This is a genomic window from Promicromonospora sp. NPDC023987 (assembly GCF_040639055.1).
Taxonomy (GTDB): domain Bacteria; phylum Actinomycetota; class Actinomycetes; order Actinomycetales; family Cellulomonadaceae; genus Promicromonospora.
Genome location: NZ_JBEZZF010000062.1, coordinates 24230 through 35086 on the forward strand (window position 1 = coordinate 24230; position 10857 = coordinate 35086).

Annotated in this window: 12 protein-coding genes; 10 read left to right on the forward strand and 2 right to left on the reverse strand. The window is 71.8% G+C overall.

Translation table 11 applies throughout. The features are described 5' to 3' along the window. The first annotated feature begins 40 nt into the window (after window positions 1-40). The 4 genes from AB0F40_RS21840 to AB0F40_RS21855 all read left to right on the forward strand — a co-directional run bounded on the left by AB0F40_RS21840 (window position 41) and on the right by AB0F40_RS21855 (window position 2488). Window positions 41-523 (forward strand): CarD family transcriptional regulator, encoded by a 483-nt coding sequence (locus AB0F40_RS21840; RefSeq protein ID WP_020017968.1) that lies wholly within the window; start codon window positions 41-43, stop codon window positions 521-523. Window positions 524-630: 107 nt separating this feature from the next. After that, complete coding sequence (ispD, locus tag AB0F40_RS21845) at window positions 631-1347, forward strand: 2-C-methyl-D-erythritol 4-phosphate cytidylyltransferase (protein WP_357472524.1); 717 nt, start codon at window positions 631-633, stop codon at window positions 1345-1347. Further along, window positions 1344-1892 carry a 2-C-methyl-D-erythritol 2,4-cyclodiphosphate synthase gene (gene ispF, locus AB0F40_RS21850; RefSeq protein ID WP_357472526.1) on the forward strand — a complete coding sequence of 183 codons (549 nt, stop codon included), beginning with the start codon at window positions 1344-1346 and terminating at the stop codon, window positions 1890-1892. Before ispD ends, ispF begins: the two co-directional genes overlap by 4 nt. Next, a complete protein-coding gene (locus AB0F40_RS21855) occupies window positions 1889-2488 on the forward strand; it encodes a TetR family transcriptional regulator (RefSeq protein ID WP_357472529.1) in 600 nt (199 codons plus the stop codon). Before ispF ends, AB0F40_RS21855 begins: the two co-directional genes overlap by 4 nt. On the opposite strand, the gene AB0F40_RS21860 is transcribed toward AB0F40_RS21855, so the two are convergent. Continuing rightward, window positions 2485-3822, reverse strand: coding sequence for a D-arabinono-1,4-lactone oxidase (locus tag AB0F40_RS21860; RefSeq protein WP_357472532.1), 1338 nt, complete (start codon window positions 3820-3822; stop codon window positions 2485-2487). The two genes, AB0F40_RS21855 and AB0F40_RS21860, sit on opposite strands and share 4 nt — an antisense overlap. Window positions 3823-3929: 107 nt before the next feature. Here AB0F40_RS21860 and AB0F40_RS21865 point away from each other — a divergent pair, with 107 nt between their 5' ends. The 6 genes from AB0F40_RS21865 to rlmB all read left to right on the forward strand — a co-directional run bounded on the left by AB0F40_RS21865 (window position 3930) and on the right by rlmB (window position 9472). Then, window positions 3930-5147: an alanine racemase gene (locus AB0F40_RS21865; protein WP_357472535.1), complete on the forward strand. Its 1218-nt coding sequence runs from the start codon at window positions 3930-3932 to the stop codon at window positions 5145-5147. A 34-nt stretch (window positions 5148-5181) separates the two neighbouring features. Beyond that, a complete protein-coding gene (locus AB0F40_RS21870) occupies window positions 5182-5871 on the forward strand; it encodes a low temperature requirement protein A (protein ID WP_357472538.1) in 690 nt (229 codons plus the stop codon). Then, the gene (locus tag AB0F40_RS21875; protein ID WP_357472556.1) at window positions 5858-6430 is read left to right on the forward strand and encodes a low temperature requirement protein A; all 573 of its coding nucleotides are present in this window, start codon (window positions 5858-5860) and stop codon (window positions 6428-6430) included. Before AB0F40_RS21870 ends, AB0F40_RS21875 begins: the two co-directional genes overlap by 14 nt. A gap of 44 nt (window positions 6431-6474) precedes the next feature. Beyond that, entirely contained in the window at window positions 6475-6933 is a 459-nt protein-coding gene (locus AB0F40_RS21880; protein WP_357472541.1) for an SRPBCC family protein, read from the forward strand. A gap of 20 nt (window positions 6934-6953) precedes the next feature. Next, window positions 6954-8381 carry a cysteine--tRNA ligase gene (cysS, locus tag AB0F40_RS21885; protein ID WP_357472544.1) on the forward strand — a complete coding sequence of 476 codons (1428 nt, stop codon included), beginning with the start codon at window positions 6954-6956 and terminating at the stop codon, window positions 8379-8381. 95 nt (window positions 8382-8476) lie between these two features. Further along, window positions 8477-9472: a 23S rRNA (guanosine(2251)-2'-O)-methyltransferase RlmB gene (rlmB, locus tag AB0F40_RS21890; protein WP_357472547.1), complete on the forward strand. Its 996-nt coding sequence runs from the start codon at window positions 8477-8479 to the stop codon at window positions 9470-9472. 58 nt (window positions 9473-9530) lie between these two features. On the opposite strand, the gene AB0F40_RS21895 is transcribed toward rlmB, so the two are convergent. Further along, window positions 9531-10790: a DUF4032 domain-containing protein gene (locus AB0F40_RS21895; protein ID WP_357472549.1), complete on the reverse strand. Its 1260-nt coding sequence runs from the start codon at window positions 10788-10790 to the stop codon at window positions 9531-9533. Window positions 10791-10857 lie beyond the last annotated feature (67 nt).

Genomic DNA, 10857 nt, shown 5'->3' on the forward strand with positions numbered 1-10857 from the left:
GCCGTGGTAACCTGGTTTCAGGGAAAGGGGACATCTGCAGATGACGTTCACAGTAGGCGAGACGGTTGTCTACCCGCACCATGGCGCGGCGCTGATCGAAGAGATCAAGACCCGCAAGATTCGCGGCGAAGAAAAGATGTACCTCAAGCTCAAGGTTGCCCAGGGTGACCTCACCATCGAGGTTCCGGCGGAAAACGTCGACCTCGTTGGCGTGCGCGATGTCGTCGGCCAAGAGGGCCTCGACCGCGTGTTCGAGGTCCTCCGCGCGCCGTACACAGAAGAGCCCACCAACTGGTCACGCCGGTACAAGGCGAACCTCGAGAAGCTTGCGTCCGGCGACGTCATCAAGGTGGCCGAGGTCGTTCGCGACCTGTCCCGCCGAGACGCCGACCGCGGTCTTTCCGCAGGCGAGAAGCGCATGCTTGCCAAGGCCCGCCAGATCCTCGTGTCCGAGCTCGCTCTGGCCGAGCACACCGAAGAGGAGAAGGCGGAAGCGATCCTCGACGAGGTCCTCGCTTCCTGACTTACCCACAGGATCCCTCGCACGTCTGACGTACCAGTCAGGACCCGGTGCTCGCGCCCCACGGGATCCTTCGCTTCAATCACGATCCTGTGGGGACCCGCGACGAGATGACGACCCTTGCAATCCTGACGGCCGCCGGCTCGGGATCCCGACTAGGGCGCGACCTGCCGAAGGCTCTGGTGGAGCTTGACGGCTTTCCACTTGTGCTGCACGCCGCGCGACGCCTCGCGGCGTCGGGCGTCGTGGACTCCCTCGTGGTGACCGCACCCGAGGGCCTGGTCCGCGTCATGACGGACCTCCTGGCCGACGATCCGTACGTGCAGATCGCGGTCCAGGTGACCGACGGCGGGCCCACCAGGCAGGCGTCGGTCGCGGCCGGGCTGGCGCTCGCCCGTCCGGGGGACGACGTCGTGCTGGTGCACGACGCCGCGCGCCCCCTCGTCCCGTCGGACCTCGTCCAGCGGGTCGTGGGCGCGGTCCGCCGCGGCCACGGCGCGGTGGTCCCCGGGCTGCCCGTCGTCGACACGGTCAAGCAGGTGCGCCCCGACGGTGACGCAGAGCTGGTCACGGGCACCCCCGACCGCTCGATGCTGCGTGCCGTGCAGACGCCGCAGGGGTTCGCCCGCGACCTGCTCGTCCGCGCGCACCGCACGGGTGCCGGCCGGGCCGCCGCGGAACACCTGGCGGCGACCGACGACGCCGGCCTCGTCGAGGCCCTCGGCGAACCGGTCCACATGGTCGCGGGGGACGTGGCCGCCTTCAAGATCACCACCGAACGCGATCTGTGGCTCGCGTCCCTCGTGCTGCAGGAGACCAACGCATGACCGACCAGTCCAGCACGCCGGACACCCCGCGACCTGCACCGGCCGCGTACCAGCTCCCCCGTACCGGGATCGGGGTCGACGTGCACGCTTTCGCGCCCGACGGCTCGGGTCGCGAGATGTGGCTCGGTGGCCTGCACTGGCCGGGGGAGCGCGGCCTGGCCGGGCACTCCGACGCCGACGTCGCGGCGCACGCGGCGGCGGACGCACTGTTCTCGGCGTCGGCCCTCGGCGACCTCGGGTCGCACTTCGGGACCGGCCGGCCCGAGTGGGCGGGAGCGTCCGGGACCACCCTGCTGGCGGAGGCCGCGAGGCGCGTCCGGGCTGCTGGGTACATGATCGGTAACGTGGCAGTCCAAGTGATCGGAAATCATCCGCGGGTCGGCACGCGGCGCGACGAGGCACAGGCGGCTCTGTCCGCCGCCGCGGGAGCGCCCGTGTCCCTGACCGCTACCACCACGGACGCGCTCGGTCTGACGGGTCGCGGTGAGGGCGTCGCGGCGATCGCGACGGCCCTCGTCGTACCCGATGCCGGGAGTCAGGTATGAACAAGCGCAAGCCGCTCGACGAACGGCGTGCCGAGATCGTCGAGGCCGGCCTGAGCGTCGCGATGCGTGAGGGCGTCGAGTCGGTGACCGTGCGCAGGGTGGCGCAGGAGGCCGGGATCTCGCTCGGCACCGTGCACTACTGCTTCGACGACAAGGACGCGATGCTGCGCGCCATGGGCCGCGCGATCGCGATGCGAGCGTCGGAGCCGGTGCTCTCCGCGCTCGACGTCGGGCCGGACCGGATGGCTCTCGCGGAGGGCACCGTCGAGGCGCTGCTGGTCGGCCTCAAGCAGAACCAGCACATGCGGCTGCTGACGTTCGAGTTCGCGGTCTCGGGCGCGCGGACGCCAGTGCTGCGCGAGGTCGCACAGGCGCACCTCAAGCAGAGCATCGCCATGACCAGGGAGTACCTGCAGCGGCTGGCCGACGTCGCGGGCGTCAGGTACCGCACGGAGGTCGGCACGCTGGCGCGCATGACGGCGCTCCGCATCGACGGCATCGAGCTCGCGTGGATGGTGGACCAGGACGACGAGGCCGCGCGCGAGGGGTTCGCGGTCCTCGCGCACGACGTGTTCGACGACATGGAACCGGTCTAGGCGCCGAAGACCCGCTCCGTGTAGGGGTTGGCGAACACGCCCCCGGGGTCAGCGGCCGCGCGCGTCCGGCGGAAGTCCGGCAGACGGCGGTACTGGCCGGCGAGGTACTCGGCGTCGCGGGTGTGCATCTTGCCCCAGTGGGGACGCCCGCCCACTGCCGTGAAGATCGGCTCGGCGGCCTCGAAGTAGCGCGCGTGCGGCAGACGCCAGTACTGCTGGACGGCGATGTACGCGGTCTCGCGGCCGTACGCGGTGGAGAGCCAGACGTCGTCGGCGGGCGCGAAGCGCACCTCCACGGGGAACGGGATGTTCTCGCCGCTGGACCGGCGCCAGGCGGCGAGCTCGCCCAGCACCTCGACGACGGCGGCACGCGGTATCGCGTACTCCATCTCGCGGAACCGCACGCGGCGGTTGGTGCAGAACACCTCGTGCGCGGGGGCCGTGTACCGCCGGGCCGTCAGCGCCCGGGTCGCGAGCTCGCCGAGCGCCGGTGTCGTGGCGGGAAACGCCGTCGCGATCCGGTTGGTCACCTCGAACAGCCCGTTCGACAGGACCTCCTCGTCGAGGAAGGTGCGGGCCGCCCCGGCGAGCCGTCGTCCGCGACGGCCGACGCTCGAACCGGCGTGCTGCTCCGGCTCGACCCGCATGTTGCGCATGGTCAGTGCCCGATGCGTGGCGGGAAACCAGAGGAACTCGAAGTGGTCGTTGTCCGCGACGAGGTCGTGGACGGACTCCAGGATGCGGTCCATCGGCCAGGGCTCCTCGACGGCGTACAGGTCGAAGGCGGGGACGGCCTCGATGGTCACGGTGCTCAGCACACCCGTCGCGCCGAGGCCGAGCCGGGATGCCTCGAACAGGTCGTGCCGCTCGGTCGGCGTGGCTCGGGTGACCTCACCGTCGGGCCCTACGACCGTCAGGGCGCGCACCTGGGTGGCTAGACCGCCGAACCGGGCGCCGGTGCCGTGCGTGCCCGTGGAGATGGCGCCTGCCACCGACTGCTGGTCGATGTCGCCGAGGTTCTGCATGCCGAGCCCGCGCTCGGCCAGGACCCGGTTGAGCTGGCGCAGCCGCATGCCGGCGCCCACGGTGACGAGGGCGTGGCCCGTGTCCGGGTCCCGCTCGACACGGTGCAGGGCGTTCAGCCGGTCGAGGTTGACCTGCACGCCCTCCGTGGCGGCCGCCGGCGCGAACGAGTGCCCTCCGCCGACGACGCGGACCTGGTGGCCCTCCCGCACCGCGCGACGCACGGCGTCGGACAGCTCGTCCTCCGAGGCCGGCTGTTCCAGCCGTACAGGTGTCACGCTGACGGTGCGTGCCCAGTTCGTCCAGATCACGGATGCACTATCGCACGCCCCCGCGCGGCGGACCAGAGCCAAGATCTCGGGCGCGAACCGCCTGGTGGGCCGCGCCGTGCCCCGAGCCGGAGGAGTAGCGTGCGGTCATGAGCTCCGCAGCAGACACCGTCGCGCGGCTGTCCGCCGCCACCTCCGGACTGCCCGCGCCCCTCGCCGTCGTGGACCTGGACGTGTTCGACGCCAACGCGCTCGACCTCCTCAAGCGCGCCGACGGCGTGCCCGTCCGCGCCGCGTCGAAGTCGGTGCGCGTGCGCTCGCTCGTCGAGCGCGCTGCCGGGCACGGGTTCGCCGGCGTCATGGCGTACTCGCTGCGCGAGGCGCTGTGGCTGGTCAGCAGGGGTGTGCGCGACGTGCTGGTCGGATACCCGACGGTGGACAGGCAGGCGCTCGCGACGCTGGCGGCCGACGCGACGGCCCGCGCGGAGATCACCCTGATGGTCGACGACGTCGCCCACCTCGGCCTGATCGCGGACGCCGAACGACCGGTCGGCGGCGTGCGCGGCACGGCGGACGGCGGCCCGGTCCAGGTGTGCCTGGACGTCGACTGCTCGCTGCGCGTCGGCGTCGGTGCGCTGACCGCCCACCTCGGGGTGCGGCGCTCACCGCTGCGCGAGCCCGGCGACGTCGCCGCCCTCGCGACGGTGGCCCAGGCGAAGGGCCTGAGCGTGCGCGGTCTCATGTTCTACGAGGCCCAGGTGGCGGGCCTGCCCGACACGAGCCCCGCCGTCCGGCTCGTCAAGAGCCTCTCGATGCGCGAGGTGAACGAGCGCAGGGTGCGGATCCTCGCGGCGGTGCGGGACGCCGTCGGGCAGGAGGTGGAGCTCGTCAACGCGGGCGGGACCGGGTCCGTCGAGGTGAGCGGGGGCGCTCCTGGCGTCACCGAGGTCACGGCGGGCTCCGGCCTGTACGCGCCCGGCCTGTTCGACGGCTACCGCTCCTTCCAGGCGCGCCCCGCCGCGTTCTTCGGGCTCGACGTCGTGCGTGAGCCCGCGCCCGGCTGGGTGACCGCCTTCGCGGGCGGGTACGCGGCGTCGGGCAAGGCAGGTGCCGCACGCCTGCCCCGCCTGTTCACGCCCGGCTACGCCCTGAGCGGCCCGGAGGGCGCCGGCGAGGTGCAGACACCGCTGCGCGTGACCCGCGGGCTCTCGCCCGACGGCCGGCTGCACACCGGCGACCGGGTATGGCTGCGGCACGCGAAGGCGGGGGAGATGATGGAGCGGTTCGACCGGGTCCACCTCGTCCGCGGTACCGAGATCGTGGAGACCGTGCCGACGTACCGGGGTGAGGGAAAGAACTTCGGGTAGGCCGTCGAACCGGCCATCGGGTAGAACAGGGCTCATGTCCACTCTGCACCACCGCAACCGGCAGATGGCCGGCCGTGACCCGCACGAGCGGTCGCGCACCGCCACACCGTTGGAGCTGCTGTTCGACCTGGCGTTCGTCGTCGGGTTCGGCGTGGCGGGGGAGCAGGGCGCGCACCTGATCGCCGAGGGCCATGTGGCCGACGGCGTGATCGGCTTCGCGTTCTCGATGTTCGCGATCTGCTGGGCGTGGATCAACTTCTCCTGGTTCGCCTCGGCGTTCGACACCGACGACTGGTTCTACCGCGTCACCACGATGGTCCAGATGATCGGCGTCGTGGTGCTCGCGCTCGGGCTGCCGGAGATGTTCGGGTCGCTCGCCGAGGGCGAGCGCGTGCACAACGAGGTCATGGTCGCCGGGTACATCGTGATGCGGCTGGCACTGCTGGTGCAGTGGCTGCGCGCGGCCCGGCAGGCGCCCGCGTACCGGGCGACCTGCATGGCGTACGTGCGGACCCTCGTCGTCACGCAGGTCGGCTGGATCATCCTCGCCGTGGCGCCCGTGAGCGTGCCGGTCTTCTTCGTCGGCGGTGCGCTGCTGGGGATCGCCGAGATGGCGGGTCCCTGGCTCGCCGAGCGGGGGCGGGGACGCCTCGCGGAGCACGCCGTGGCACGCGCACCACATCGCCGAGCGGTACGGCCTGCTGGCGATCATCACGCTCGGTGAGGGCGTGATCGGCACCGTCGCCACGCTGTCCGCGGTCGTCGAGGAGTCAGGATGGACGGTCGACGCCGCCCTCGTGGCGCTCGCGGGTACGGGCCTCACGTTCGGCCTCTGGTGGACGTACTACCTCACGCCGGACGCCGAGATGCTGCACCGGCACCGCGAGCGGTCGTTCGTCTGGGGCTACGGGAACATCGTGATCTTCGCCGCCCTCGCGGGCGTGGGTGCAGGCCTGCACGTGGCGGCCTACTACCTCGAGGGGCACTCCCACATCGGCGCCGTCGGGACTGTGCTGGCGGTCGCCGTGCCGGTGCTCGTCTTCGTCCTCGCCGACTACACACAGTTCGGCATCCTGACCCGGTCGTTCGACCGGCTGCACCTGTTCATCATCGTCGGCACGGTGGTCGTCCTCGTGGCGGCGGTCGCCGCTGCCGCTGCCGGGCTGCCCATGTCGTGGGCGCTCCTGCTGGTCATGCTCGCGCCGGTGGTGTCGGTCGTCGGTTTCGAGCTGCGTGGGCACCGTCACGTGGCGCGCCTGCTCGCGGGCGACGTCGCCGCCTGACGCCCGGGCGCACACTACTGACGTAGAGACAGTAGTGTGCGGTCATGCGAGCAGAAGTGACTGTGCACATGGACGCGGACCCGCGCCAGGTCTGGGACCTGCTCAGCGATGTCACGCGAGTGGGTGAGCTGAGCCCCGAGACCTTCGAGGCGGAGTGGACCGACGGGGCCACCGGCCCCGCCGTCGGCGCGCACTTCCGGGGACACGTCCGGCGCAACGGGGTGGGACCCGTGTACTGGACGCAGTGCAAGGTGACCCACTGCGAGCCGGGCCGGGACTTCGGCTTCACCGTGTACATGGGTGGGAAGCGCCTGAACAACTGGCGCTACCGGCTGGTGCCCGCGGACGGCGGATGCGACGTCACCGAGTCGTTCGAGCTGGAGCAGCGCGGCGTGTCCCGCGTGTACTGGGCGCTGGCGGGCTGGCACCGCCGTCGGGCCAACGTGCGGGGCATGCGGCAGACCCTGGAGCGAGCCCGGGCCGTCGTCGAGGCGGAGAGCTGAAGCGCCGGTACCCTTGACAGGTGACTATCCGCCTGTTTGACACCGCTGCGCGCGAGGTGCGCGACTTCACCCCCATCACCCCGGGCGAGGTCGGCATCTACCTGTGTGGCGCTACCGTCCAGGCACCTCCGCACGTGGGCCACCTTCGTCCGGTCATCGCCTTCGACGTGCTGCGTCGCTGGCTCACCCGACGTGGCCTGAAGGTCACCCTGATCCGCAACGTCACCGACATCGACGACAAGGTGCTGGCCAAGTCGGCCGCCGCCGGCCGCGAGTGGTGGGCCCACGCGGCGCTGTACGAGCGGGTCTTCACCGAGGCGTACGACGCGCTCGGCGTCATCCCGCCCACCTACGAGCCGCGCGCCACGGGCAGCGTGCCCGAGATGGTCGGGCTCATGGACCGCCTGGTCGAGAAGGGGCACGCCTACAGCACGGGTGCGGGCAACGTCTGGTTCGACGTCCGCTCCTGGCCCGCCTACGGCGAGCTCACCCGGCAGAAGGTCGACGACCTCAGCCCGGAGGAGGGGGCGGGCGTCGTTGCGGGGTCCGCCGCGGAGGCCAAGAGGAACCCGCACGACTTCGCCCTGTGGAAGGCTCCCAAGCCGGGCGAGCCGGAGTCGGCCTCCTGGGACACCCCGTACGGGCGCGGCCGGCCCGGCTGGCACCTGGAGTGCTCCGCGATGGCTCGCCGCTACCTCGGCGAGACGTTCGACATCCACGGGGGCGGTCTCGACCTGCGGTTCCCGCACCACGAGAACGAGCAGGCGCAGTCGCGCGCGGCCGGCTACGGGTTCGCGCAGCGCTGGATGCACGTCGCCTGGGTGACGCAGTCCGGCGTGAAGATGTCGAAGTCCCTCGGCAACGGCCTGCTCGTCAGCGAGCTGCTCAGCCAGGCGCCCGCACCGGTGGTGCGGTACGCGCTCGTCGCCGTGCAGTACCGGTCCATGCTCGAGTGGGCGCCGGACACGCTCGACGAGGCCCGCACCACGTGGGAGCGCCTCTCCGGGTTCGTGACCCGCGCGTCGGAGCGGGTCGGCGAGGTCCCGGCAGAGGAGATCGCCAAGGCCGAGGTCCCCGAGGCCTTCGCGGCGGCGATGGACGACGACCTGAACGTGCCGCAGGGGCTCGCCGTCGTGCACGAGCACCTGCGCGCCGGGAACACCGCGCTCACCTCGGGGACCGACGCCGCCGTGCGCGACGAGCTGGTGACGCTGCGTGCGATGCTCGACGTGCTGGGTCTCGATCCGGCGGACCCGCAGTGGGTGACGTCGACCGACGACCGCTACGCCACGGCGCTCGACGGGCTCGTCGCGGCCGAGCTCAAGGCGCGCGCCGAGGCACGTGCCGCCAAGGACTGGGCCACCTCCGACGCGATCCGGGACCGCCTGGCGGCCGCCGGGATCGAGGTCCAGGACTCCGCCGACGGCGCCCGCTGGGCGCTCTCCTGAACTTTTCCCTGGTGGCCGAGCTTGTCGAGGCCACCGCTACCGAACCCGCGGTGGTCGCGACAAGCTCGACCACCGGCTGAGAGACGAGACACACCATGGCAGGAAACTCCAAGCGCGCCGGGGCGGTGCGCAAGACCGGCTCCAAGAAGGGAGCCCAGGTCGGCACCGGCGGTCACAGCCGCAAGGCGCTGCAGGGCAAGGGGCCGACGCCGAAGGCGGAGGACCGGACCTACCACCCCGCGCACCAGCGCAAGGTCGCGGCGGAGAAGCGTGTGGCCGCCGGGCGGCGACCGGGCGGCCCGGGCGGTCGCGGCGCGGGTCGCAAGGGCGCCGGCGCCACCGAGGTCGTCGCCGGCCGCAACGCGGTGCTCGAGGCGCTGCGCGCGGAGATGCCCGTCGAGGGCATCTACCTGGCCACGCACCTGGAGTCGGACGACCGCACCCAGGAGATCCTGGAGATCGCACACGCTCGCAGCCACCCGATGTTCGAGGCGTCGCGCCTCGACCTGGACAAGATCACCGACGGCGCCGTGCACCAGGGCGTGGCCATGAAGGTGCCGCCGTACGACTACAAGGACACCGAGGACCTGCTCGACGCGGCGGCCGAGGCGGGGGAGGCACCGCTGATCGTCGCGCTCGACAGCGTCACCGACCCGCGCAACCTCGGCGCGGTGCTCCGGTCCGCCGGCGCGTTCGGCGCGCACGGCGTGCTGGTGCCGGAGCGGCGCGCCGCCGGCGTGACGGCGTCGGCCTGGAAGGTCTCGGCCGGTGCCGCGGCCCGCGTGCCCGTGGCGCGCGCGACCAACCTGGCCCGCGAGCTCGCCGAGCTGAAGAAGTCCGGCTGCTTCGTCGTGGGGCTCGACGCCGGCGGCGACATGGAGGTGGGCGAGCTCGCGTACGCCACCGACCCGCTCGTGCTGGTCGTTGGCTCGGAGGGCAAGGGGCTGTCCCGCTTGGTGCGCGAGACGTGCGACGCCGTGGTCTCGATCCCGATCGCGACCACCACGGAGTCGCTGAACGCCGCGGTAGCCGCGGGTATCACCCTCTACGAGGTCGCGAAGCAGCGCGCGGTGGCGCCCTCGGGCGAGTGATCGGTAATCCGTCACGTGATCGGCAGCTCGGGCTGCCGATCACCTGACGTTCTACCGACTACTCGAGGTCTGCTGGATCGGTCTCGCCAGGGGCGAGGCCGAGTACCGCGTCCTCGTCCGGGCGGTGCCGCAGGACGTGCTCGACGTAGGACTCGGCGGCCTCGGGCAGCGGGATGTCCCGCTGCGCCTGCTGCGAGATGAACCAGCGGTGGTCGAGGATCTCGTGGAAGAGCTGCGCCGGCTCCAGCTTGCGGCGCAGCTCGCGCGGCACCGCGTCGATCGTCGGACGGAACACCTGGCGCACCCAGGCGTGCGCGACGATCTGCTCCTGGTCGTTCTGCCGGTCCGTCGCGGCGCGATAGCTGTCGAGGTCGTTGAGCATGCGGCGGGCCTGGTTCTCCTGCACGTCCAGCCCGGTGAGGCGGAGCAGGCGGCGGGAGTGGTGCCCGGCGTCGACCACCTTGGGCTGGATGCGCACCTTGGTGCCGTCGATGTCCGTGGTGATCTCGAGCTCGCCCACGTCGAAGCCGAGGTCGTTGAGCCGCTCGATGCGGGCGGCGACGCGCCAGCGGTCGTCGGAGTCGAACGCCTCCGAGCCGGTGAGGGCGTCCCACAGCTCCTGGTAGCGCTCCACGAGGGCATCGCCGATGGCGACCTCGTCGACGGCCTCGTCGAGCAGTTCGCCCGCGGAGAGGTCCATGAGCTCGCCGATGATGTTGGTACGGGCCAGGTCGACGTCGTAGTTGCGCTGGCCGTTGGTCAGCGTGCGGTGCATGTCGCCCGTCTCGGCGTCGACCAGGTAGGCGGCGAACGTCTCGGCGTCGCGCCGGAACAGGGTGTTCGACAGCGAGACGTCGCCCCAGTAGAAGCCCACGAGGTGCAGGCGCACCAGGAGCACCGCGAGGGCGTCGATGAGGCGCGTCGCCGTGTCCGGACGCAGGTCCTGGCTGAACAGCGCGCGGTACGGCAGCGAGAACTGCAGGTGCTCGGTGAGGAGCACGGCCTCGAGCCGCTCGCCGTCGGGCGCCCTGCGACCCGTGATGACGCCGACGGGGACCACCGAGGGCACCTCGATGCGGTGGAGCTGGCGCAGCAGCTCGTACTCGCGGTAGGCGACGGTCTCGCCGATCTCCTTGATCGCGAGCACGCGCCCCCCGTGGTTGACGAACCGGACCACGTGCCGCGAGATGCCCTGCGGCAGCGCGGCCAGGACGTCGTCGGGCCACTCGGCCAGGGGCACGTCCCACGGGAGGTCCAGCAGCGCGGGGTCGGGTGCGACCGCGGTGATCTGAAGGTTCTGCTGGGGCATGGGCACCATTCTGAACGACGGAAACGCCGAGGTAGAACTGTGGCGAGGTAGGGCGGCCCTCAGAGGCCGCCCTACC